The organism is Cohnella sp. SGD-V74, from assembly GCF_003001675.1.
GTDB lineage: Bacteria > Bacillota > Bacilli > Paenibacillales > Paenibacillaceae > Cohnella.
The window spans coordinates 77,089-100,722 of sequence record NZ_PVYW01000026.1; the positions used below are offsets into that span (position 1 = coordinate 77,089).

The 23,634-nt window shown below is 57.4% G+C and carries 20 protein-coding genes; all 20 read right to left on the bottom strand.

Annotation, left to right across the window (positions count from 1 at the left end; all coding sequences use genetic code 11):
• Positions 1–8: 8 nt before the first annotated feature.
• The 20 genes from B0G52_RS30370 to B0G52_RS30465 all read right to left on the bottom strand — a co-directional run bounded on the left by B0G52_RS30370 (position 9) and on the right by B0G52_RS30465 (position 23,522).
• Positions 9–1,385, bottom strand: a complete 1,377-nt coding sequence (locus tag B0G52_RS30370; RefSeq protein ID WP_158223954.1) for an ABC transporter substrate-binding protein — start codon at positions 1,383–1,385, stop codon at positions 9–11.
• A 91-nt stretch (positions 1,386–1,476) separates the two neighbouring features.
• Positions 1,477–3,075, bottom strand: coding sequence for a response regulator (locus B0G52_RS30375; RefSeq protein ID WP_158223955.1), 1,599 nt, complete (start codon positions 3,073–3,075; stop codon positions 1,477–1,479).
• Positions 3,068–4,876, bottom strand: a complete 1,809-nt coding sequence (locus B0G52_RS30380; RefSeq protein WP_094050182.1) for a cache domain-containing sensor histidine kinase — start codon at positions 4,874–4,876, stop codon at positions 3,068–3,070. The genes B0G52_RS30375 and B0G52_RS30380 overlap by 8 nt, the downstream gene beginning before the upstream one ends.
• 335 nt (positions 4,877–5,211) lie before the next feature.
• On the bottom strand, positions 5,212–6,156 hold the full coding sequence (locus B0G52_RS30385; RefSeq protein WP_094050183.1) for an AraC family transcriptional regulator: 945 nt from the start codon (positions 6,154–6,156) through the stop codon (positions 5,212–5,214).
• A gap of 43 nt (positions 6,157–6,199) precedes the next feature.
• The gene (locus B0G52_RS30390) at positions 6,200–6,916 is read right to left on the bottom strand and encodes an SDR family NAD(P)-dependent oxidoreductase (RefSeq protein WP_094050184.1); all 717 of its coding nucleotides are present in this window, start codon (positions 6,914–6,916) and stop codon (positions 6,200–6,202) included.
• 57 nt (positions 6,917–6,973) lie between these two features.
• A complete protein-coding gene (locus B0G52_RS30395) occupies positions 6,974–7,624 on the bottom strand; it encodes a Rossmann-fold NAD(P)-binding domain-containing protein (protein WP_094050185.1) in 651 nt (216 codons plus the stop codon).
• A 27-nt stretch (positions 7,625–7,651) separates the two neighbouring features.
• Positions 7,652–8,383, bottom strand: a complete 732-nt coding sequence (locus B0G52_RS30400; protein WP_094050186.1) for a ThuA domain-containing protein — start codon at positions 8,381–8,383, stop codon at positions 7,652–7,654.
• Positions 8,380–9,165 (bottom strand): alpha/beta hydrolase, encoded by a 786-nt coding sequence (locus B0G52_RS30405; RefSeq protein WP_094050187.1) that lies wholly within the window; start codon positions 9,163–9,165, stop codon positions 8,380–8,382. Before B0G52_RS30405 ends, B0G52_RS30400 begins: the two co-directional genes overlap by 4 nt.
• A 22-nt stretch (positions 9,166–9,187) precedes the next feature.
• Positions 9,188–9,967 carry a sulfite exporter TauE/SafE family protein gene (locus tag B0G52_RS30410; protein ID WP_094050220.1) on the bottom strand — a complete coding sequence of 260 codons (780 nt, stop codon included), beginning with the start codon at positions 9,965–9,967 and terminating at the stop codon, positions 9,188–9,190.
• A gap of 65 nt (positions 9,968–10,032) precedes the next feature.
• Positions 10,033–10,905, bottom strand: a complete 873-nt coding sequence (locus tag B0G52_RS30415; RefSeq protein ID WP_094050188.1) for a carbohydrate ABC transporter permease — start codon at positions 10,903–10,905, stop codon at positions 10,033–10,035.
• A gap of 12 nt (positions 10,906–10,917) precedes the next feature.
• Positions 10,918–11,856 (bottom strand): ABC transporter permease, encoded by a 939-nt coding sequence (locus tag B0G52_RS30420; RefSeq protein WP_198960762.1) that lies wholly within the window; start codon positions 11,854–11,856, stop codon positions 10,918–10,920.
• A gap of 75 nt (positions 11,857–11,931) precedes the next feature.
• A complete protein-coding gene (locus B0G52_RS30425) occupies positions 11,932–13,533 on the bottom strand; it encodes a type 2 periplasmic-binding domain-containing protein (protein ID WP_094050189.1) in 1,602 nt (533 codons plus the stop codon).
• Between the two features lie 395 nt (positions 13,534–13,928).
• The gene (locus B0G52_RS30430; protein WP_094050190.1) at positions 13,929–15,206 is read right to left on the bottom strand and encodes a glycoside hydrolase 5 family protein; all 1,278 of its coding nucleotides are present in this window, start codon (positions 15,204–15,206) and stop codon (positions 13,929–13,931) included.
• A gap of 48 nt (positions 15,207–15,254) precedes the next feature.
• On the bottom strand, positions 15,255–16,100 hold the full coding sequence (locus B0G52_RS30435) for a carbohydrate ABC transporter permease (RefSeq protein WP_094050191.1): 846 nt from the start codon (positions 16,098–16,100) through the stop codon (positions 15,255–15,257).
• Between the two features lie 6 nt (positions 16,101–16,106).
• Positions 16,107–16,991, bottom strand: a complete 885-nt coding sequence (locus tag B0G52_RS30440) for a carbohydrate ABC transporter permease (protein ID WP_094050192.1) — start codon at positions 16,989–16,991, stop codon at positions 16,107–16,109.
• A gap of 110 nt (positions 16,992–17,101) precedes the next feature.
• Positions 17,102–18,418: an ABC transporter substrate-binding protein gene (locus tag B0G52_RS30445; RefSeq protein WP_094050193.1), complete on the bottom strand. Its 1,317-nt coding sequence runs from the start codon at positions 18,416–18,418 to the stop codon at positions 17,102–17,104.
• 228 nt (positions 18,419–18,646) lie between these two features.
• Positions 18,647–19,711, bottom strand: a complete 1,065-nt coding sequence (locus B0G52_RS30450; protein ID WP_094050194.1) for a LacI family DNA-binding transcriptional regulator — start codon at positions 19,709–19,711, stop codon at positions 18,647–18,649.
• 302 nt (positions 19,712–20,013) lie between these two features.
• Positions 20,014–20,889 carry a carbohydrate ABC transporter permease gene (locus tag B0G52_RS30455; RefSeq protein WP_094050195.1) on the bottom strand — a complete coding sequence of 292 codons (876 nt, stop codon included), beginning with the start codon at positions 20,887–20,889 and terminating at the stop codon, positions 20,014–20,016.
• Positions 20,890–20,902: 13 nt separating this feature from the next.
• Positions 20,903–21,862 (bottom strand): ABC transporter permease, encoded by a 960-nt coding sequence (locus B0G52_RS30460; RefSeq protein WP_094050196.1) that lies wholly within the window; start codon positions 21,860–21,862, stop codon positions 20,903–20,905.
• Between the two features lie 31 nt (positions 21,863–21,893).
• Complete coding sequence (locus B0G52_RS30465) at positions 21,894–23,522, bottom strand: type 2 periplasmic-binding domain-containing protein (RefSeq protein ID WP_094050197.1); 1,629 nt, start codon at positions 23,520–23,522, stop codon at positions 21,894–21,896.
• Positions 23,523–23,634: the final 112 nt, after the last annotated feature.

The following is a 23,634-nucleotide window of genomic DNA, read 5'->3' on the forward strand; positions in this document are numbered from 1 at the left end:
GATCGATGTTATTTGCGGGCGTTCTCGAGCGCCTTGGTCATATCTTTGATGTAATCTTCCGGCTTCTGTCCGGCGAACAGCTTCTGCGTGTTGTCTTCGATCGACGTTTTGTATTTGGCATTCTCGTAGCCCCATGCGAACGTCGTCATCGACTTGAAGTTCGCGGAATCGTCGGCGTACTTCTGCTGCACCGGGTTGAGGCCATTCGTCGGAACGACTTTCTCGACGAGGATCGAGTTCGGGTCGGCCAACTGGATGACGCGCTGCTTGGCGAATTCGATCGAGAACAGCGCCGCGTATTTGGCCGCAACTTCGCCGTTCTTGGAGTTTTTGGACACCGCGAACCCTTGGTTAAAGCCGCCGCCGCTCATGTTCCACTGCACCTGATCCGCCTTGTCGGCGTCGATGAGCGGGTTGTACAAAATGTCGAGCTTGTCGCCGAGGTTCTCGTATTGGAACGCCATCGACCATGCGCCGTTGAGCAGCATCGCCGCTTTGCCGGACTTGAATTGCGCCGCGGCGTCGTCGGCCGTCGTGTTGAACGCGTTTTTGTTCAGCAGGCCGGCCTTGACGAGCTCGGAAATTTTCTGCGCGCCCTTCAGGTACACTTCTTCGGAGAAGTCGCCTTCGCCGTTGTCCAGACGCTTCAGTCCGCCCTGTTCAGCGGAGCCGACGACGGCCATGTCGAGCATGAGCACGCCCGGCCATTTCTCCTTCGCGAACAGCGCGAGCGGCGTAATGTCCTTGGCGCTGAACGCCTTGACCGCTTCGAGCAGCTCGTCGTAGTTCGTCGGAACTTTCACGTTGTGCTCCGCGAACAGGTCTTTGTTATAGTAGAACACGCCCGCCCATTGTCCGACGTTCGGGACGGAGTAGGAATGGCCGTCCTTGTTCCACAGCATCGGCTTGGAGCTCTCGTTCAGCAGCGACTCGATGTTCAGCTCCTTCACGACGTCGTCCATCACGTACAGGTTGTCGGCTTTCTTCAGCGTCTCGATCAGGCCGCTGGAAGCGAAGAAGATGTCGGGCAGGCTTCCCGCCGCCGCGTACGTCTTGATCTTCTGCTCGTCGTCCTGCGCCGCCACCTCGAACTCGACGTCGACTTCCGGCATAATTTGCTTCATCGCTTCTTTGGCCGCGTCGTAGACCGGAATCTCGACGCCGCTGTATTGCGCGTAGAACTTCAGCTTGACCGAGCCCGCTTCCGGAGCTTTCGTCTCTTCGGGCGAAGCCGAGCCGCTTGCGGATGCTTCGGCGGACGCCGGTGCGGATGCGCTCGGCTGCGCGTTATTGCCCTTGTCGCCGGACCCGCAAGCCGATAGCGTAAGCGCAACCATCGACAGCAGCGCGAGCATCGTCGCGGGCTTCTTCATTTTGTCGTTCATCGTTTTTTTCCCCCTTGTCGTGTGATCAGTCCCATTGTAAACGGTATTTTCGTTAGGCCGTGAGGGAAGAATCGGAACACATTTGTACATTTCAGCCTTTTTGGCGGGTCGCCTCGTATTCGCTCGGGGACAGCCCGGTATGGCGCTTGAAGCTTTTGCTGAAATGCGCGGGATCGCCGTAGCCGACCATCTCCGCGACGTTCGTCAGACGCAGGTTGCGGCCGGACGTCAGCAGCTCCTTCGCCTTCTGCATCCTCGTCTCGAACAAATAATCGCTGACGCTCATGCCGAGCCCTTCCTTGAATATTTTCAGCAGATAGCGCGGTTGAATGTAGAAATGCTTGGCCACGTCTTCCACCTTCAACTGGCTGTCCATATAGTGCGCATCGATGTATTCCCTGGCGGATGTCAGCAGGTTGCCCGATCTGGAGCGCTTCATGTTCCTGGAATGGCCCGCCACGCTCAAGTACAGGTCGGCGATCCATTCGAACGCCTCGTCCAGCGAAGACTTGTTCGTAATCGCCTCGAACGGGGAGAAGCTCGGCGGCAGGAAGTCGTCCACCTGCTTGCCGATCTCGTAAATGTACGTCAGGCACAGCGATACAAGCCCGGCCATAATCATGTGAATGTACTCGCCGGACAGCTGCCGGTCGCGAATGTACTGCCGAATCTCCCCGAGCGCTTCCTTGATTTTCTCTTCCTCGTGCAGGCGCAGATGAATGAGCAAATTCTCGTTCATCTCGCTCGGATAGAAGCCGATGTTCGCCGCCTGGGACGTCATGTCCCGGTAGACGAGCACGTCGGAGCGGTTCATCGAGATTTTGTTGCGCAGCGCGATGACCGACTCCTTGTAGGAGCGGCGGATCGACGGAATCCCTTGGCCCGCCGTGCCCAAGCCTACCGTTACGCGGAAGCCGAAGTGCTTGGAGATGAGCGCGCACAGCCTTGCGTATCCGTCGGGGGCGAAGCGTTCCGCCGCCTGCTCGTCCGAATATTGAAGCAGCGACACGACGCGGTTTTCCGGTCCGGTAAAATGATGGCTCGCCCCGCCGATCTGGATCAGATCGCTCAGCAGGTTGGCGATAATGTATTTGCGCAGGCGGATTTCCCCGGGGTCGGGCCACTGCTCGTGCAGGTTGTCCATCTCGACCGAGGCGACCTGGAAGACGCGGTCCGCTCCGCTCATCTGGAACGCTTCGAGCTGCTCGCGGATCGTCTCGTTGTCGTCGGCGTACTCGTTGCTGATCAAGAGGTTCAGGAAGCTCTCCTTCCACACTTGGCGCTCCTTCAGCGTCTTGTCGCGCTCGATGCGGTGCTTCTCCATCTCGCCCTTGATTTTGGCCAGCGCCACGATCAGCTCCTCCTCGTCGAACGGCTTGAGGATGTAATCGTCGACGCCGATTTTGAGCGCCTGCCTCGCGTACTCGAATTCGCTGTGTCCGGTGACGAGCAGCACGAATACGGACGGATGCTTCTCCTTGATCTTCGCCGCCAGGTCCATTCCGTTCATATAGGGCATGTTGATGTCGATGAAGGCGATGTCGGGGGTATCCCGTTCGATCAGTTCCAGCGCCTCCAGCCCGTTCTTCGCTTCTCCGATCAGCTCGAACCCGTGCGCCCGCCAGTCGATTACGTTTTTGAAGTACGTCCGGAATACCGCCTCGTCGTCCGCGAATATCACTTTATGCATGGGCTTGATCTCCATTCGTCATTGGAATTTCCACGGTGACCTCCGAGCCTTCCCCGGATGCGCTCCGAATGCGCAGGCCGTACCGTTCGCCGAAATACAGCTTGATCCGCTCGTCCACGCTCTTCAGCCCGAACGAGTTGCCGTCCGGCTTGCTCATCTTCCATCTGTCGAGCTCCTCCTCGGGAAACCCGACGCCGTCGTCGGATACGCTCAGCCCGATCCGGTCTCCGCTGCGATATGCCGTCACTTTAATATGGCCGAAGCTTCCCTTCTCCTTCAGCCCGTGATAGATGGCGTTCTCCACGAGCGGCTGCAGCGTCAGCTTCGGAATCGCGCAGTTGAGCAGCTCGGGCGGGATGTCGATGCGGAAGTCGAACAGATCCGAGTAGCGGGCGCTCTGGATGTACAGGTAGCTCTCCAGATTGCGCGCCTCTTCCCGCACCGTGATGATCTCCTTGCCGTTGCTGAGCGCGATCCGGTAGAAGTCGGCCAGCGCCTTCGTCGCCTTGCCCGCTTCAATGCTCTCCCCGGATTTGCACAGCACGTAGATCAAATCGAGCGTATTGTAGAAAAAGTGCGGCTTGATCTGGTTCTGCACGAGCGCGAATTCGTATTCCCGCTTAAGCTGCTGCTCCTCCTTCACCTTGACCAGCAGATCGTTCACGCGGCCGAGCATGATGTTGAGGCCGGAGCCGAGAATGCCGATCTCGTCGCGGCTCTTCACCTCTACCGGGCGGTCTATGTTCTCGTCGCGGATGCGTCCGACGTGTTTGGCCAGCGAGATGATCGGCGTGGCGATCGCGCGGGACAGCACGATCGCTCCGACGAGGGCGAACAGCAGGCATATGCCTCCTACGATCAGAATGATCCGGGACACTTGGCGCGACTCGCGGGTCAAGTCGTGCAGGGCGACCTCGTTGACCAGCTTCCAGTTCATCTGGCCGAACGGCGTCGCCGTCAGCAAAATTTTGTCGCCGGAGGGATCTTGCGTCTCCTTGATGACGACGTTCTCGGAATCGATCTCCGCTCTCTTCCGCGGCTCCAGCGGTTGAAGAAGCCGGCTCTCGTCGGCGGAGGAGATGACGACTCCCCGGTCGTCGGCAATATAATAGCCGGTCGTCGGGGACGGACCGACCGGATGGTAGACGGAGGACAGCGTTTTCTCGCTAACGTTCACGAACAAATAACCGAGCGTATCCATCGTCTCGGTGTCGAGTATTTTTTTGCCGACCGTCAGCACGGCCTTCTCTCTGTCCATGACCCAGTAGTCCCGGCGTTCCATCGGAAACCACTTCATGACGCCGTTGCTCGCCTGCACCTCGCGGAACATCGCGCTCGCCAACCCTTGGGCGTTCCCCTGCGTCAGTTCGACGTCCGTCGTGTACACGTTGCCGTAACGGTCGACGAAGACGGCCGACTCGACTTCCCGGAAGATCATCTGGGCGAAGTCGAGCTTGTTCTCGATCTGGCTGCGCAGCACGTGGTCATCGCTGAGCGGCGTCGTGCCGACGGAAGCGTCGGGCGTATCCGGCGTCTTCAGCCTGACCTCCTTGTTGAGGTCCAGCATCGCGTTGTTGGCGAAGCTCTCGGCGTTGGCGACGATCGTATCGATTCTCGTCGTGATGAGCCGGGACTCGTCCTGCATGTTTTTCTTCGTCTTGGAGATGATCGCGTCCGTGTTGATCTGGTAGGACAGAAACCCCAGCAGCAGCAGGGGAATAAACACCAGGGGAAAATAAATGAAGATGATCTTGTTCTGAATGCGTTGATTCCTGAACCAATTGCCGGCTCCGTCCCTCATCGTTATCGTCTCCTTGTCGCGGGCGTCGGATGAATAACATCATAGCACAGACGACTGGCGGGACGTAAAGACGGGTTGCCGGAGAAAGGAAGCGGGATTGTAGGGGAAGGGTTGCGCGAATGGGACGTTTCATAGGCCGGCGGCTAACGGGGCTGCCCTCTTAAGTCAGGCAACAGAATCATCGAAAAAGGGGAGGGGTATGTATCTTCTGTAGAGCGAAGCGCCTGCCTCTTACGGTCATGAAATTACCTTGTCACGGGTTTAACCATTCCGGATTTCATGACCGTAACAGCAGCGGAAGAAGATATATACACCGGACTGATTCATCGATGATTCTACGCGTTGCCGAGCCAACCCTTAATTTTCTCCAGAATGAAGTCGCTGTACAGATCGTTATGCTGCTCATGGACCGACGCGGGCGCCGACGACCTTCCCCCGGCCGCTTCTTCGTTGCCGAGGATCATCTTTTTGTACCGGTACGGACTCATCCTGTACTTGAGCTTGAACGAGCGATTAAACGATTTGACGTTCGGGTAGCCGACGCTCAGCGCCAATTCGGTAATCGTCCTGGACGATTCGGACAGCAGCAGCTCCACAGCCTTCTGCAGCCTGACCTGATTCAGACACTCCGAGAACGTCAAGCCGACCTTCTCCTTGAAGAAATGCGACAAGTAATACGCACTCAGAAACTCCTCTTTCGCCACGTCTCTCAGACTGATCGGCAGTTGGTAGTTCTCGTTGATGTAGGCGATCACCCGGTTCAGCCGGTTGAAGTCGACGTCGGACATCGCGTTCGGAGCCTGGTCGAGCATCCGGTGGGGCACTTTGCGAAGCAAATCGCTGATGAAACGGTACAGCAGCGACATGATTTGAATCTGGTAGCCCCTCTTCTTCTGGCACATTTCAAGCACGATGCCGGCCAACGCGCGCTTGATTTCCGCTACGGTGTCGGGATGAACCCACTGCTCGCGCTGCACGGACAACTGGGAGAAATCGTACCCGTGCTGCTTCAGAAACTGCAGATCCAACTGGACGATCAATACGGCGTCGGCGTGTCCCGGGCAATGCGAGGCATGGATTTCGTTGCAATTCATGATCAGAATTTCGCCTTCCTGCAGCGTATACTGCGCTTTCGTCGTGCGAATGACGACAGAGCCTTGCAGCACGAAGAAGATTTCCAATTCCTTATGCCAATGGTAGCTGTAGCTCTTACGGCGATGCATGACGAGCCGGATGGGAAGACTTTCTTCGAGTTCGATCATCTTGTACGCGTATTCCATCGTCTGCCAACCTCATCTCTCGCTTAGCCTCGAAGAAGCGACCTCACCAAGGCCATTCTTTCCCCGACCAATCCCTCATGACCAATCGGCCGTTCGCTTCTCCCGGCTCGACGAAATAACGCGCCGCGGCTTCCGCCACCTCGTCGGCTTCCAGCTCGCCTTCCTCGCTCTTGACGCCGGACATATACGTCTTCATCCACCCCGGATGAAAGAGCCGGAAGGTGTAGCCTTCGGGACGCAGCTGTTCGTACAGACGCATCGTCCCCATATTAAGCGCGGCTTTGGACATGCAGTAGCCGTACCATGCGCGGCGTTCGCAGCGTTCGACGCTGCCCGCCTCCGACGAGACGACGCACTGCCGCTTCATGGAGCCGGCGTCCGTCAACCCCAGGAACGCTTCGGTCACGCGCAGCATGCCCAAGGCATTGATATTGTAAATTCTTTTCATATCCCCGTAATCCAGCCCGCCTCTGAGGTCCAGATCCTTCAACGGCGTGGATACGGCCGCATTGTGGATCACGAGATCGACGGAATTCGTCTGCGCCGAAGCCAGCTTCGCCGCTATGTGTACCGACTCATCCGAGCCAATGTCCAGGGGAACGATGACCAATCGCTCCCCGTACCTCTCGGCCAACGCCGGCAATTCGGGCCAATCCTCCAAGTAGCGGCCGGCAATGACGCGCCAACCGTCGGACAGCAGCCGCGCCGTCAGCGCAAATCCCAAGCCCCGATCCGCGCCGGTAACAAGTGCCGTGTGCATCCCCTTACTCCCCTTTCGCTTCCGCGCAATATCGTCCCATCGGATGCTTCTGCGCCGCTACTCCATTCGGAAAACCCGGAGAACCTCCTGGTCGGCCAAGTCGGACAAGACGCGGCATGCCCCGGCGGCCAGCTCCTCCCGCGGCTCCTCCCGCTCCCTCTCCAAGTCCAGCACCGCCGCCCGGAACGTATAGCCTTCGCCGCCCAGCGCGTTGGCCATGATTTGGACCGACATCCGCCTTGCCGCAAGCGACATATCGTACCCAAGATGGCGAGCTCCCATCGGCTCCGTCAGGCTGTCCCGCACGTCGGACAGCAAGCCGATTCGCTTGCTCCCTTCGCCCATGCAAGGCAGCAGCGCCTCGATCGCGCGCAGCGGCCCGAGCGCGTTGTAGTCGTACAGTTCCATCGCCTCGCCGCTGTCGAAACCTTCGCGCAGCGCGAACTCCTTGCGATTGTCGAGGCAGATTATCGCCAGATCGATCCGCCCCATCGTTTCGCCCGCCTTCGCGGCCATCGCCCGGACGGAAGCCTCCTCTAGAGGATTAAACCAAACCCGCTCCAATTCGTCGGTCCCCGCAGCCGCTTCGTTTCCCGCGCCGCCTGCCCTGGCGGCCAGCACCGCGTTGCCCTCATCCCGCCAAACCCGGCACATCCGATCCGCGAAAGGATGTTCGGCGCCTATCACGACTATGTGTTTCCCCGCCACTTCACCCGCCCCCTTCCATACATCGTCTTATTCCGTTATTTCGCCGCCTGCGGAGTCGATTCCTCCGGCTTTTCCGGCGCACCACCTCACGCCGCCGGCGATCAGCTCCCGATAGGCGGGTTCCCTCCACACCTCGAGGTAATGTCCGGGCGTAAGCGTGCAGACTTTCCCTTGTCCATAAGCTCTGCTCCACCCCGCCGCCTGCATGCCGTGCTCCGACGCGGCCGTCAGGAAGACGTCAAGCGACTCGTCGGCCATGTCCATCATGTAGTGCTCGTCGTGAACGACGACATCGCCCTCGCTCCTTGCGGGAAAAGGAGCCCTGTCGGCGCTAACCGTCAACGTAACCGGACACGGCTCCGGGTGATAAGCGAACACGCCGCCGATAAACCGGCAAAATACCGGATCGTCCTTGAAGCCGGCAGTCCCCGCGTGAATGACGGCAAGTCCTCCTCCGCCCTCCACGTAGGCCATGATCGCGCCTTTGATCTCCGCCGTCAGCCATGGCGCGGAATCGTCCTCGGATACATGATTCAACTTGGCGAGCACCACGACGTCCTTATCCGCCAGCCAGGAATCGATCGACCGCTCCCCTTGCAGCGGCAGCGGCTCCAGCGTCCAAGGTTCATCCTCTCGTGCCGATTGTCCGCCCGTTTCCCGAAGAGCTCCCTCTCCGTTCTCTCCCAGCGCCTCCCGCAATCCGGTCAGGACGACCTCCGCAGGATGCCAACGGTCTCCGCACAATACGCCCACCTTCATCGCTCTGCGCCTCCTTCGTCAATCGGCAGCCACTCCAGCACGCGGCGAATCTGCTCGTCCCAATACGTCCACTCGTGCCCTCTGCCCTCGTCAACCGAGTAAGTCAAATCCACTCTGCCCTCGAATTGCCGGTAAAAGCTCTCGTTAATCGAGAAATTATGATCCAACGTTCCGCAAGCTTGATAAAACTTCGGCAGCTCCGCGCCCGACCGCAAATGGTTCTCCAGCACATAGGCCAGATCGTTGTCGCTGCCCTCGTACTCCCGCTCGGAGCCGAACGTGAGATGCGCCATTCGCAGCATCATCTGGTTGTTGATGCCCGGCGACGGGCCGAGCCGGTCGCGCTGATCGAGGCTGCCGGACAGGCTGGCCACGGCGGCGAACTTGTCCGGACGCGTTATGCCGAGCTTGAAGGCGCCGTAGCCGCCCATGGACAAGCCCGCCGCGAACGTGTCCTCCCTGCGGTCCGACGCATGGAACAACCCTTTCACGACCGCCGGCAGCTCTTCGGCCAAATAGGCGAAATACGGAAAGCCGTATTTCTGATCGCTGTAGAAGCTGTACTGCACCGACGGCATCACGACGATGAGGTTCTTGCCTTCCACATGCCTCTCGATGGAGCTGAAGCGATGCCAGCTCGTATGGTTGTCGGAGCCGCCGTGAAGCAAATACAGCACCGCGCAGCCGTCCGCCCCTCCCGCCCGCCGCTCCGGCGCGATGACGTTAATCGTGCTGGCCAGCGCCAAAGTCTCGGAATAGAACTCCACTTGCAGAAAAGCCATGTTCTTCCTCCCCTTTCTTCGATCAGAACAGCAGCAGCGTCGCGCCCAGCATCGGCGTAAGCACCATGGCCGATTTCAACACGGCTTCGGGCAGACGCTTCGTGAATTTGGCGCCGATATACGAACCCGCCGTAATGGCTGCCAGCACAACGGCGAGCAGCTTCAAGTCCAAATTGCCCGTGCCGTAAAATCCGGCTCCTCCCGCGACGGCGATCGGCGCGATGACCAGCATCGTCGTGCCCGCCGCCTGCGACACCTTCATTCCGAGAATCACCATCAGCGAAATTTGGATAAACGGCGTCGCCCCGACGCCGAACAGTCCCGACAACGCGCCGCAGGCCAAGCCGATCACTCCCGACTTCGGCCAGGATACGGGACGAGCATCCTCTTCGCCCTCCTCCCGCGACTCCGCCGCCTTGCGCCGGCGGCTGACCATGTACATGCGCAGCCACAGCATGCCGGAGGACAGGTACAGGACGGCCGCGGTCATATATTTAAGCGCTCCTCCGTCGATGCCCACCGACACCTGCGAGCAGATCCACGCGCCGCAAGCGCCGAACACCCCGACGACGAGCCCTGTTTTCAACGCGACGTTGCCTTCCCGGTAATGGCTGATCGTCCCCGATACGGAAGAGAAAATCATCGCCGACAGCGCCGTTCCGAGCGCCGTATGGATCGGCAGGCCGAACGCCGTCGTCAGGATGGAAATAATAAAGCCCGAACCTCCCGCGCCCACGAACCCAAGAAGAAGCCCCGCGCCGAAAATCGCCAGGAAAATGCTTGCAGCCAGTATGTCGTCCATCTCCTTCAACCCGCACGGCTCCCTATCGGATGCCCGCCAAGTTCTCTTTCTCTATAGCTCCCTCGCTATCCTTTAATCGAACCGATCATTGCGCCTTTTACGAAATGCTTCTGCAGAAACGGATACACGAGCAGAATCGGCAGCGTAGCCAGCAAAATGGACGCCGAGCGCACGGTGAAGGCCGACACCTGGATCTGGTCGCCGTTCGGCCCGTTGCCCGAGCTTTGCACCGCGTGGTCGATCAAGTTGCGCAGCACCGCCTGCAATTGCCATTTGCCCTTGTCCGTAATGTACAGAATCGTGGAGAAAAAATCGTTCCAGTACATGACCGCCATGAACAAGCCGATCGTCGCCAGCACCGCCTTCGACAGCGGCAGCACGACGCGGAAAAACACGGTCAAATCGTTGGCGCCGTCTATCTTCGCCGCTTCCTCCACCTCTTCGGGCAGGCCGACGAAAAAGCTGCGCATCACGAACACGTTAAACGCGGATATCGTGCCGGGAACGATGAGCGCCCACAGCGTATCCAGCATATGGAGCTCCTTCAGCAGCAAGTAATTGGGCACGAGCCCGCCGTTGAACAGCATCGTGAACAAAATAAAAAACGAAACCGCCATTCTCCCCTGCAGACGTTTCTTGGAAATCGCATAGGCGGTCGTAGCCGTCAGGAAGGTGCCGATTACCGTGCCCGCGATCGTAACGATGACGGATACCCGGAACCCCGACCAGAACGAAGCGTCACCGAGCACCGCGATATACGCGTCCCACGAAAATCCTTTCGGCCACAAATACAGTCCTCCGAGCGCCGTCAGCTTCGGATCGCTTAACGACGCCATAACGAGATACCAAAACGGATAAATCATGGCGACCGTCAGCAGCAGCATGACCGAACGGTTGATGACGCCGAATATGCGCTCTCCGCGCGAAATGCCTAGCATTGCCGTCCCTCCCTACCACAGCCCGTTGTTGCCGGACTTCCGCACGATTTTGTTAGCCGTGTAAATCAACACGAGCGCAATGACGGATTTGAATACGCCCGCCGCGGTCGCCAGGCTGTAGTTCGCGCTCTGGATGCCGACTCTGTATACGTAAGTATCGATAATGTCGCCGACATCGTACACGAGCGGATTGTACAGCAGAAATACTTGCATGAATCCCGCCTCCAGAATGTTGCCGAGATCGAGAATCATCAGAATCAGAATGACCGAACGGATCGAAGGAAGCGTCACGTGCCACATCTGCTTGAACTTGTTCGCTCCGTCCACCCTTGCCGCCTCGTACAGATCCGGATTGACGCCGGACATCGCAGCCAAATAAATGATCGTGCCCCAGCCCATTTCCTTGTAAATATGAGTGCTGACCAGCAGCGTGCGGAAATAGTCCGGGATGATCATAAAATTAATCGGTTTCATGCCCGCCGACGTCAGAACGTAGTTGACGAGCCCGTCCACCGGATTGAGAAACGCGACGATAATGCCCGTAAAAATGACCCACGACAGGAAATGCGGCAAGTAGAGCACCGACTGCGTGAACCGTTTGAAAAAGCCGTTTTTCAGCTCGTTCAGCAGCAGCGCGAGAATGATCGGAGCCGGAAATCCGAAAATGAGCTTGTACAGGCTGATCACAAAGGTGTTGCGGAAAATTTTCATGAAATCCGGCGTCCGGAACAGGCGCTCGAACTGCTGGAAGCCTACCCACGGGCTGTCGAACACGCCGAGGAGAATGTTGTACTCCTTAAACGCGATGACGATGCCGTACATCGGCACGTACTTGAACAAAAAAATGATAAACAGTCCCGGAAAAAGAAGCAGGTACAGGTACTTGTCTCTTTTGATCCGTTTCCAGCGGTCCGCGCGGATCGGCAGCGCGGACCCGGCGCTTCTGAACATGGCGTCCACCCCCTCATCTGCCCGCCAGACGGAAGGAGAAGCGGCCTCAAGCCGCCTCCCCTTCCCGCGGACCGCTTATTTGTAAGGCGCGATGTTGGTCTTGTACCATTCTCCGAACTTCTCGCGCTCTTCCCGCTGCGAAGCATACAGCAGGTTGGCTTCCTCCTCGACCTGCTTGCCTCCCTGCTTGTAGAACCGCTCTACGAAGTCGTCGAAGGCGCCGATGTCGAGATTGCCGGCAATGATGCCGTAGAACGTCTCGTCCCTCAGCTTGATCAGACCCGCCGAATACTCGCTCCATTCCTTGCGGTTCGACGATTTGAAGAAGACGATTTTGTCCCTCATCGGCTGCGACGTCTCGATTCTGCGCTCGAACAGCTGGATCACTTCCGGCGTATTTTTGATATTCGCCTCGTCCTTGCGCGTAATGATCCAGGTGTAGTTGTCGAGGCCGAGCTGCTTGCCTTCGTCCTCGTTGATCAAGTTGACGAACGTGCCGTTGTCCAGCTTGTAATGCTCGCCTTCCTTGCCGAACTTGATCAGCGTATTCGTCTCCTTGGAAGCGATCCGGTTAAGCACCTGCACGACCGCGTCCGGCTCTTCCGCCGCGCCCGTCACCGACACGAAGCTCCAGCCTTTGCCGTCCGAAGGCACGTCCGCGCTGAAGCCGTCCGGTCCGAGCATCGGTTCCAGCGCCGTATATTGCCCCGCCGGATTGATTTCCTTAAACGACATTTGCTTCGGATGTCCGGCGTTGAGGAAAGACACCCAATAATACAGCGAGCCAACCTTCCCTTCGGCGAACAGATCGCCGGCGCTTACGTTCGGCGTCACCATTCTCGGATCGATTACGCCTTCCGCGTACAGGTCTTGGAGCAGCTTAAGCGCTTGCTTGACCTGCGGCATCGTCGCTCCGTACTTGACCGTTCCGTCCTCTTGCACGAGGAACTGATCGACGTCGACGCCGTGCGAATAGAAGAAGGGAGCGAACGCCCGCCAGTCGTGGTCGCCGACGAAGCCGAACGTGTCCTTCTTGCCGTTGCGGTCCGGATCGTCATTCGTAAACGCTCTCAAAACTTCGACGTATTGATCCAGCGTAGTCGGCGTCTGAAACCCCAGGTTGTCGAGCCAGTCCTGCCGCAGCATCGTCGTCATCGAGCCGAGCTCGGCCACGTCGCCGGGCAGTCTGAACATTTTCCCGTCATCCCAGCTGTAGAAAAGCGTGTCCTCGGTGTAGTAGTCGAGAATGTTCCGTCCGTGCTTCTGCAGATGCGGCACGAGATCGACGAGCACGCCCGCCTGAATCCAACTGCTGTATTCCTTCTCCATGTCGGAATGCCACAGGATGTCCGGCATGCTCTTGCGGTCGCCCATCATCAGGTTCAGCTTCGTTTTGTAGTCGCTCCAGCCCGGCAGGAAGAGGTTCTCCAGATCTACCTTACGACTCAAATGCGCCGACAGGTCCTCCTCCAGCGCCGTCTCCACCCAAGCGTCGGGCGTCTTGGGCCCTCCCATCAGCGTAATGCTGACCTGCAGCGGCTTCGAAGCCGCCGCGCCGCCCCCGTCGTTCGTTCCGGAAGACTCGCTTCCGCTCCCATTCCCGCCGGAGTTCGAGCAGCCCGCCAGCATGGCCGATATTGCGGTCAGCAGCAGCAGCTTCTTCTTTCTGTTTGTCATTGCGCTTCCTCCCTCTTCATGGCCTGTTTTCTGATCTTGCAGCTCCAATTATAAGAGAGGGCCGTTCGGCAATACTTCCACGATATTGAGGTGATTTAGGGCAATTATTGCTGTGTTCTTCCCGCTCCGGACAGCCGTTCATATCGCCTTTCGCGAAGAACAAAGAAGCTGTCTTATAAGTAAGGGCGGTACAAGATTATCGATGAAAAAAGAAGGGCATCTATCTCCTGGAGACTGCCTAATACGGTCCTGAAATAACCCTGCGACGGGTCTACTTATTCAAAATTTCAGGATCGTATAGCATCGGAAGGAGATAGATGCGCCTGGCGCCATTCATCGATAATCGTTCGGTACGGCTCTGTTTACTTATAAGACAGCTCCAATTTCCGCGAGGATCAGAACGGCTCCGAACGATACAGAGCGGAGTACGAACCGGCAATGCCTGCCGCGTTATGGGCTTTGATGCGATAATAGGCCGGCTTCGTATGAATGCGGGTCGGGTCGATCCAATATTCGGCGTGGTCCGCGGGACGTCTGTCGTACACGACCGTCCACGGCCCCTCCTGGCTCTCCGTCGTCCGCTCCACCGTATAATAGGCGCCGCCGACCGCGCGGCGGAAGGCGATTCCGCCCTCGGCGCGAATCACGACCGGCGCCGCCGGGACGGAATGCTCCGGCACGTCGAGCCCTCTCATGCGGAACAGATGGGCTCTGAGCTGGCCGATGCGCGCGGCAAGATCGTCATTAACCCCCGTTCCCGGATAATGAACGGAAAATCCGTCGTAATGCTGCACGTATCCGCCGCCGTCGGCATGCGGGAACAGCGACCAGAACAAAGTGCCGGACACCGCGGGCTCCGCTTCGGCCGCGGCCGTGAACGCCTCCAGATCGGCGTCGGGCCAGCCGTATTCGCCCTGGATATACACCTTCCCGGCCGCCTCTACCTCCCGCGCATCGGAGACCGTCTCTTCGGCGTCGGCCGGATAATAATGAACGTCCAAAATATCGAGGCTGTCGATGCCCAGCTTGTCGCGATCCAGTCCGAACTGCTTGCCGTGAGCGACCAGATGGTTCGAATCCAGGCTCTTCACATAATCGGCCATCTCCTTCACCCAAGCGGCCGGCGCATCGTTCAGCTCGTTGCCGAGCTCCCAAGCCATAATCGTCGGATCGTCCTTGTAGGCGATGCCGCTGTACGTATTGACGCGTCCGACGATCGCGCCGATGTACCGCTTGAACAAGGCGACGCACTCCGCGTTCGCGTAGAACGTCAGCGGATCTTCCGAGCCCTGCCATCTGGCGAAGGTGAATCTCCCGCCATGGTAATAATCCCAGTTGCACGCGAACGGAATAATCAGCTTCAGCCCGCGCTTGCCCGCCTCATGAACGGCGAAGTCGACTTTGCGGAGCGCTTCCTCGTTAAATACGCCCGGCTGCGGCATAATCGACTTGGGACTGCCTTGCGAGGCCCCCAGCGTATGCGAACGCACGGCGTTCGCTCCCATCTCCACCGCCGTATCGAGCGCGTCGATGACCCGAAACGGCGTCGGCCAGTCCACGCCGTTCACATTTTCGTCCAGGCCAAGCCAGTAAATATTCGGTCCGGCGAACCGGAACGGCTTGCCGTCCAGCAGCAGTCTCGATTTCTCTCTCGTCACAAACGATGTTGTCATGCTACCCATCCTTGCTTTGTTGGTTTAATAGTCATGCTGCCGCCGTCGTTACCCTTTCACCGCTCCGTTCATGACTCCCGAGAAAATGTATTTCTGCAGGAACAGATACAGCAGCGTCGTCGGAATCATGATGATCAGAATCGCCGCGCAGATGTTCCCCCACTGCGCCTGATTGTTGCCCGCAAAACGCATGATCGACGTCGACACGACGACCAGCTCCTGCTTCGGCATATACAGAAACGGAATGTACAGCTCGTTGTAGATGTTGATCGTCTTCAGGATGACGAGCGTCGCGGTCGCCGGACCGAGCAGCGGGAACAGGATGCTCCTGTAGATGCGGAACAGGCTCGCCCCGTCGATCATGCCGCTCTCGTCCAGCTCGTACGGGATGTTGCGAATGAACTGAAGGTAAATGTAGATCTGGATCACGTCCGCTCCGATAAACAGCAGAATCGGCGCGAGCAGCGAATTGTACATTCCCATCGACTGAATGAGCGAGAACACGACGACCTGCGTCGTAATCGTCGGAATAATCGTTGCCAGCAAGAAGGCGCCGAGCACGACGCTCTCCCCCCTGAATTCGATCCTTCCGAGCACGTACGCGACCATCGTTCCCAAAATGACATTGCCGATCAGCGACGCCGCGACGATCAGGAAGGTGTTCGAAAAAGCTTGCACGATGTTGGCGCGGTCCATGACGTTGGCGAAATTGTCGAAGTTCAGGAAGCTCCGCGGCAGCGCGAACGGGCTGTCTCCGCCTTCGTTCTCCGCCTTGAACGCGTTGACGAATACGACGTAGGGCGGGAACAGCACCGCGAAAGTCGCGATCGCCAGAAATACGTATTTTAATCCGTTCACAGGGTCCCAATGTCCGGTCTGCTTCTTGGTCTGCATCTCTCGTCAGTCCCCCTTCCGGTTCAGAACGGCGTTCTGGACCGCCAAAATAATGACAGTAAAGGCTAGAAGCACGACGCTCATCGCCGACGCCAGACCGAAGTTGTTGAACTGGAACGCCGTTTCGATCGTCTTCATCAGGAACGTCTCGCTCGCTCCGGCCGGGCCGCCCTTCGTCAGCACGAACGGCAGGTCGAATACGGACAGCGCTCCGCTCAGCGTCAGGAACATGTTGAGCTGAATGATTTTGGTCAAATTCGGCAGCGTCAAATACCACAACGTCTGGAACCGGTTCGAGCCGTCGATTTTCGCCGCTTCGTACATGTCGTTCGGGATCGATTGCAGCGCGCCGAGATAAATGACCATGTTATAGCCCATGAACCGCCAGAAGCCGATCGACGCCAGCGAGTAGTTGACGATCGACGTATTGCCGAGCCAACTCTGCTGCAGCGACTCCAGGCCGAGAAAACCGAGCAGCGCGTTCAGCGAACCGTTCGTCGTGTCGAACACATATTGGAACATAAAGGCGACGGCGACCGCATTCATGATGAACGGAAGAAACAGCATAACCCTGAACGCGTTCCGGCCTCTTATTTTCGAATTTAAGATTACTGCAAACAGAATGGCGACGATATTCTGGATAACGCCGATGACGACATAAGGAATCTGGTGAAGGAAAACGCCGAATAAAGCCGGGTTCGTAAACACTTCCTTGTAATTGTCCAGCCCCAGCCATTCGCTGGAGGCGCTGATGCCGTCCCAATCGGTGAAGCTCTGAACCAGCAGCCTGACGGCCGGGTAGTAGGTAAACATGCATAGCAGCGCAAGCGGCACCGCCAGAAACGCTACCATAATCAGCTTGCGCTGCGCGCTGTAAGACCAATTGTTCATACGTTCACTCCATTCCGTTCTATGCCGCTACAGTAATCCTCTTGGTGAACGAAAGTGGATTACCCGGCACGTTCTCCCCGATAATCCACTTCTCCTCGTCCTAGGCCATCTTATTTGCCGACCGCGCTTTTCGCTTTGGCCCACGCTGCATTGTATTTATCGAATACGGATTGCGGATCCTTCGACAAGACGAATTCCTGCACGACCGCTTCCTTCGTGATTTGCGCCTTGTTGACGATTTCGGTGGCCACCTCGTCGTCCGGCACCGCTTCGATGTATGTTGGTCCGAAGCTGTTGAATTCGGCCAGCTGCGGCACGTTAGGCTCTATGTCCTTCAGCACCGGGATGAAGCCGGCGAAGGCGTCAAAGCCGGAATCCTCGAGCATCCACTTCACGAACGCTTTCGCGGTCTCGGGATGCTTGCTGTCCTTGTTGACGCCGTAGCCCCAGTCCGGAGCAAGCGCCACGTTCACCTTGCCGGAATTGTCGTAAGGGAACGGGAAGAAACCGACGTTATCGCTTGTCGTGCCGCTGTCCGCGACTTGCGGGATGACCCAGTTGCCGAGCATGTACATCGCGAACTTGCCGCTGGCTACGTCTTTCTTGGACTGCTCCCAGTTCGTGGAGTTGACGTCCGGCTCCAGATAGCCTTTCTCGTGCATCGTGCGAATAATCGTCATCGCTTGGCCGTAAGGGTTGTCCATCTGGTACGGCGCGTCGGAGTTGACGCGTTCGTTGTTCAGATTCGCGTTGCCCGCGATCGAGCTCGGCACTTCGGACGCCCACGGATACAGCGGCCATTGATCCTTGAAGTTGGAGGCGAGCGGCACGACGCCGCTGGCTTTCAGCTTCTCCGCCGCCGCATAGAACTCGTCGAGCGTAGTCGGGATTTCGGTGATGCCCGCATCTGCAAACGCTTTCTTATTGTACACGATGCCGGTCGTCGTCGCGCCTGCCGAGATGCCGTATACTTTGCCGTCGTAGGCTTTGTAATCTTTGAAGTAAATACGGTCGTTCAGCCCGAGATCGTCAAGCGGTGCGAAGTACTTCGGCAGGTCGGAGTTCGGAATCGTCGGGATCAGCACGACGTCCGGGAATTCGCCGGAGGCGATGCGGATTTTCGTCGTTTTGTCCAAATCCGTGACCGCTTCGAACCTCACTTCCGCGTTCGGGTATTTCTCTTTGAAGCGTTTCGCGTAATCGACGTATTCCTTGTCGATCATGTCGGTGCGGTTCGTCAGGAACGTAATCGTGCCGCTGATTTCCGCGGCGCCGGAATCGCCGGTCGCTTCGCCGCTCGACGTTGCGCTGGCCGAAGGCGAAGGCTGGGCGCTGCTTCCTCCGCTGTTTTTGTCGTTTCCGCCGCACGCTGCCAGCGACGAGGCCAGCAGAACGGTGCTGACCAGAGCCAACATGGACTTTCTCATCGTAAATCCCCCTCATATCGAATGATGAATTGGCTTTCAACGACATATTAACATAAAGAAACTTTTCTTTCAACTATTTTTAATTTTAATTCAACATTTTTCTTTAAACAATTAACTAAACAAATTCAACTTTATTCTGAAAAGAAAAGCCGAGCGCTAACGGGGGATGCCCCACGACTCGACTTGTCGATTTTGCTTGTAGATCGGATACGCCGCACGGCAGGCTCATCAGGCTTGGGCGCTGTTCGCGGGAACGAGCTGGCGGACGGATTCCCGCTCTACCAGTTCGGTGGAGAGCATCACGAGTCCCGGAGCGATCTGAGGATGGCGAATCCGCCTCAGAATAAGCTCCGCCGCGCGGGCGCCTATCGCCGCTTTCGGCACTTTGACGGTCGTCAGATTCGGGCGCAGCAGCTTGGCCAGCGTCGTGTCGTCGAAGCCGACGATCGAGACGTCGTTCGGGCAGTTCAGGCCGATCTCGCCCAGCCGCTTAATCGTCTCCAACGCGGTCAGATCGTTGGCGCAGAACATGCCGGTAACCGGATCGGCTTGCGTGACGCTGTCCTGTATGCCCTTGTCCAGCTCCGGATGCGTGTACATGCCCGTCCCCGACACCCCGATGCCTCCGATCTGCTTCGCCCAGACCGGATGTCCGCATTCCTTGGCGTAATCCGTCACCGCCTCGCGGAAGCCGCGGTAGCGCTCCTTAAAGCTCCAGGATGTGTCCGGATCGCCTACGAACGCGAGATGCCGGTGTCCCTGCTTCATCAAATACAAGGTCGCCTCGTAAGCGCCCAGATAATTGTTGGCGAGCACGTGGTCCAGCTCGGGATCATGCAGATTCGCGTCCAGCATAATAAAAGGGAAATGCTTGTCCTTCAGCGCCTCGATGTAATTTTTCGGAAGATGTCCCATGACGATGGCCCCGTTCACCCGCTGATCCTCGACGGTCGGCAGCAAGCCTTCCTTCGGCGGCAGCGAGATGTCGATGCTCGATAGCAGCATGCTGAAATTATGCTCCAACAGCTCCTTCTCGATCCCTTGAATGACATTGCCCCAGTATTCCATATCGTCCAGATAAGCCCGCGGCATAATGACCGCCATCATGCCGTTCGTCACTTCCATGCCGAATTTTCTCGGCTTCTTGAACCGATACCCCATCTCCTCCGCCGTTTTCCAGATCGTCTCCTTCGTTCCTTCGTTAACGGCGCTGTCTCCAGACAACGCTTTGGATACGAGCGCCTTCGATACATTCAGGCGATCCGCTATCATCTGAAGCGTGACTTTGTTCATCCCTACATCCTCCGTCTCTTCCTCGCCGGCAAACGCGCGGGCGCGGTTGTTGCAGCATGCGCGATTCCATCCCTGTTGCCGCTTCACTTTGTTTGTTATTTATACAATATAAAAAAATTCAACATTCTTCAACTGTTTCCGCAAATAAAAATAAAATTCCAGCCAAACCACCCCTGCCGGCACCGCGTTAAAACCGATTGAAAAAGGAGCTGCCGCGCTTTCGTACGGCACCTCCGTTCTTCAACGCGCTATTCCGATAACCGGCCGACGCCCCGCTTTATGCGCCGTTGCCCTGCACTCGCTTACCCTTTTACCGACCCGATCATAGCGCCTTTCACGAAATGTTTCTGCAAAAACGGATACACGAGCAAAATGGGAACGCTGGACACGATAATCGAAGCCATCTTGATCGTGAATTCGTTCACTTCGCTCTGATAGCTGATCGATATGCCCGCCTGGGCGATCGCGTTGGAGGTGTTGCTGATAAGATCCTTCAACACCATCTGCAGCTGCCACATCTCCTTGTCCGTCGAGTACAGCACCGACGAGAAAAAGTCGTTCCAGTACCATACCGCGATAAACAGCCCTATCGTCGCGAGCACCGCTTTCGATAACGGCAGCACGATGCGGAAGAAGACGGTCAGGTCGTTCGCGCCGTCCATCTTGGCCGCTTCTTCGAGCTCTTCGGGAATTCCCCTGAAGAAGCTTTGCATGACGAATATGTTCCAGGCCCCGATCGCCGCGGGCAAAATGAGCGCCCAGTACGTATTGATCATATTCAGCTCTTTGATCAGCAGGTAGGAAGGAACCAGCCCGCCGTTGAACAGCATCGTGAACAGGACGAGGAACGCGAAGAACATGCGGCCCCGCAGCCTTCTCTTCGATATCGCGTACGCCGTCGTCGCCGTCAGGAACGTCCCGATTGCCGTCCCGCCCACGGTGGATATGAAGGTCACCTGGAAGCCGGTCAGAATGGATACGTTCTTCAGCACCGCCTCGTACGCCGAGAGCGAGAAGCCCGCCGGCTTCAGGAAGAAGCCTCCGTCCGCGACGTAAATCGGGTCGCTCAGCGAGCCCATGATCATGTACCAGAACGGATAAATCATGACGATCATCAATACGGTGAAAAACAAATAGTTCAATACGGAGAACGCCTTCTCGCCCCTTGTCAGTCCCATGCTCCCGCCTCCCTTACCATAGTCCGTCCTGGCCGCTCATTTTCACCAGCTTGTTGACGCTTACGATGAGCACCATCGCCACGAACGACTTGAACAAGCCGGCCGCCGTCGCGTAGCTGTAATTCGCTTCCTGGATGCCTACCCGGTACACGTACGTGTCGATAATGTCCCCGACATCGTAGACGAGCGGGCTGTAGAGCAGGAACACCTGCTGGAATCCCGCCTCCAGAATGTTCGCCAGGCTCAGAATGACCAGAATGATAATGACGGGACGGATGGCCGGCAGCGTCACGTGCCACATCTGCCTTCCCTTGTTCGCGCCGTCGATGCGCGCGGCCTCGTACAGATCGGCGTTGACGCCGGAGATGGCCGCCAGGTAGATGATCGTGCCCCAGCCGACTTCCTTGTAAATATCGCTTAGCACCAGAATGGAGCGGAAATAGGCCGAGCTGCCCAAATAGTCGGTCTTGGCGCCGCCGAACTGCGACGCGATCATGTTGAACAGGCCGTCGACCGGATTCAGGAACGAGATGATAATGCCCGAGAAAATGACCCACGACACGAAATGGGGCAAATAAATGATCGATTGGGTCACCCGCTTGAACAGGACGTGCTTCAGTTCGTTCAGCAGCAGCGACAAAATAATCGGAATCGAAAACGACGCCGCCAGCTTGTACAAACTGATCAGAACCGTATTCCGCAATATTTCGTAAAAGTCCGGGGAATTGAACAAGCGGGAGAATTGGTCGAAGCCGACCCACTCGCTGCCTTTAACCCCCTTGAAGATGTTGAAATCCTGAAACGCGATAACGATCCCGTACATCGGCGCGTAACGAAACAGAAGGATGAGAAAGAGACCCGGCAAGAGAAGCAAATATAAATAGCGATCCCTGGCCAGGTCTTTCCACAACGTCCTTCCGGAGGCAACGCTCGATGAATGTACGGCAGCCGTCGTTTCCCTGGATGCCTCCATTCTTTCTCACCCTCCCGGTTTTCCTGTGCGCTTATTTGAACGGCTCGATATTTTCGCTGTACCACGCCTCGTATTGCTTGTGCTCCTCATCCTGCTTGTCGAGCAAACCGGCTGCTTCCTCGTCGATCTGCTTGCCGCCCATCTTCTCGTATTTCGCCACGAATTCGTCGAACGCGCTCGCCGGCTTCTTGCCCGTAATGATCGACCAGAACGTCTCGTCGCGCTCCTTCTTGATGTCCGCGGAATATTTGTCCCACTCCGGTCTGTCCAGCGCCTTGAATACGACGATCTTCTCGCGCATCGGCTGCGACGTCGCCTTCTTGCTCTCGAACATCTCCGTCACTTCGGTCGTGTTCTTGATATTCGCGGCGTCCTTGCGCTGAATGTACCAGCCGAAATTGCCGAGTCCGAGCTTGCTGCCTTCGTCCGGCGTAATCGTCGGCGTGAAGATGCCGTCCTTCATCTCGTAGTGCTCGCCTTCCTTGCCGAACGTGAACAGCTTAAACGTCTCCGGCGTTGCCATCGTATTGAGCACCTGAACGGCATCGTCGACATTCGTCGTGTCCGTGATGACCAGGTAACACCAGCCGATGCCCGGGTCGGGCTGATCGGAGCCGAAGCCGCCAGGGCCGACGATCGGGTCGATCGAGATATATTCGCCGTCCGGGTTCAGCTTCTTGAACGATACGGCCGCGGAGTTGCCGGGATTGAAGTAATCGACGAAACGGTAGAAGGAGCCCGCTTTGCCGGACGCGTAGATGTCGTTGACGATCTGGTCGCTGCTGTTCGCCGCCGTCGACATGCGCGGATCGATTACGCCTTCCTTGTACAGCGTCTGCAGCAGTTCCAGCACCGTCTTCACTTCGGGCATGACCGAACCGAATTTGATGGAGCCGTCGTCCTGCCGGATGAAGTTCTCCACGTCGACCCCGTAAGCATAGAAGAACGGAATGAGCGAGCGGTAATAATTATCTCCGGACAAGCCGTACGTATCGTTTTTGTTGTTGCCGTCCGGATCGTTCTTCGTGAACGCTCTCAGTACTTCCACGTATTCGTCGAGCGTCTTGGGCACTTGCAGTCCGAGCTTATCCAGCCAGTCTTTGCGGATAATCGTCGTCATATAGCTCGCTTCGGGCACGTCCGCCGGAATGCGGAACATTTTGCCGCTCGGATCCCAATGGTAGAACAACGTGTCCTTCGTATAGTAATTGATGATTTCCTTGCCATGCTTCTGCAGCGACGGAGTGACGTCCTGAACGATGCCGGCGTCCACCCACTTCAAATATTCCTTCGTATCGCCCGTCCACAAAATATTCGGCCGCGTATCCTTGCCGCTCATGAGCAGGTTGATCTTCGTGTTGAGTTCGGACCAGTCCGGCAGAAACACCGGCTCGACGTTCACGCTGCGTCCCAGCTTCGCCGCAAGCTCCTCTTCGAGCGCCTTCTCCGCCCACGAATTCGGCGTCTTCGGTCCGGCCATCAGCGCCATGCTGATGTTCAGCGGCTCGGCCGGTTTCGTCGTCGCGGCATCTCCGCCGGCCTGCGGCGAGTTCGCGGGCGAAGCTTCGCTTCCCTTGCCGCCGTTGCCGGAATTGCCCGAGCACGCCGTTACGGCGAGCGCTAATGCGAGCATGGCTGTCATGGACACTTTCCTCTTCATGATCCCAGTCCCCCAAATGATTGATAAATGCAATCGCGGCCCCTGTAAAAGTTTCTTCAACTGTTTGCGCTTACATTTTCAACTTTATTATAAATATATAATTTTGTTTTGT

Coding starts and splice junctions, on each gene's coding strand:
- B0G52_RS30370 (WP_158223954.1), bottom strand. CDS start 1,385: ATGAACGACAAAATGAAGAAGCCCGCGACGATGCTCGCGCTGCTGTCG.
- B0G52_RS30375 (WP_158223955.1), bottom strand. CDS start 3,075: ATGCATAAAGTGATATTCGCGGACGACGAGGCGGTATTCCGGACGTAC.
- B0G52_RS30380 (WP_094050182.1), bottom strand. CDS start 4,876: ATGAGGGACGGAGCCGGCAATTGGTTCAGGAATCAACGCATTCAGAAC.
- B0G52_RS30385 (WP_094050183.1), bottom strand. CDS start 6,156: ATGGAATACGCGTACAAGATGATCGAACTCGAAGAAAGTCTTCCCATC.
- B0G52_RS30390 (WP_094050184.1), bottom strand. CDS start 6,916: ATGCACACGGCACTTGTTACCGGCGCGGATCGGGGCTTGGGATTTGCG.
- B0G52_RS30400 (WP_094050186.1), bottom strand. CDS start 8,383: ATGAAGGTGGGCGTATTGTGCGGAGACCGTTGGCATCCTGCGGAGGTC.
- B0G52_RS30405 (WP_094050187.1), bottom strand. CDS start 9,165: ATGGCTTTTCTGCAAGTGGAGTTCTATTCCGAGACTTTGGCGCTGGCC.
- B0G52_RS30410 (WP_094050220.1), bottom strand. CDS start 9,967: ATGGACGACATACTGGCTGCAAGCATTTTCCTGGCGATTTTCGGCGCG.
- B0G52_RS30415 (WP_094050188.1), bottom strand. CDS start 10,905: ATGCTAGGCATTTCGCGCGGAGAGCGCATATTCGGCGTCATCAACCGT.
- B0G52_RS30420 (WP_198960762.1), bottom strand. CDS start 11,856: ATGTTCAGAAGCGCCGGGTCCGCGCTGCCGATCCGCGCGGACCGCTGG.
- B0G52_RS30425 (WP_094050189.1), bottom strand. CDS start 13,533: ATGACAAACAGAAAGAAGAAGCTGCTGCTGCTGACCGCAATATCGGCC.
- B0G52_RS30430 (WP_094050190.1), bottom strand. CDS start 15,206: ATGACAACATCGTTTGTGACGAGAGAGAAATCGAGACTGCTGCTGGAC.
- B0G52_RS30435 (WP_094050191.1), bottom strand. CDS start 16,100: ATGCAGACCAAGAAGCAGACCGGACATTGGGACCCTGTGAACGGATTA.
- B0G52_RS30440 (WP_094050192.1), bottom strand. CDS start 16,991: ATGAACAATTGGTCTTACAGCGCGCAGCGCAAGCTGATTATGGTAGCG.
- B0G52_RS30445 (WP_094050193.1), bottom strand. CDS start 18,418: ATGAGAAAGTCCATGTTGGCTCTGGTCAGCACCGTTCTGCTGGCCTCG.
- B0G52_RS30450 (WP_094050194.1), bottom strand. CDS start 19,711: ATGAACAAAGTCACGCTTCAGATGATAGCGGATCGCCTGAATGTATCG.
- B0G52_RS30455 (WP_094050195.1), bottom strand. CDS start 20,889: ATGGGACTGACAAGGGGCGAGAAGGCGTTCTCCGTATTGAACTATTTG.
- B0G52_RS30460 (WP_094050196.1), bottom strand. CDS start 21,862: ATGGAGGCATCCAGGGAAACGACGGCTGCCGTACATTCATCGAGCGTT.
- B0G52_RS30465 (WP_094050197.1), bottom strand. CDS start 23,522: ATGAAGAGGAAAGTGTCCATGACAGCCATGCTCGCATTAGCGCTCGCC.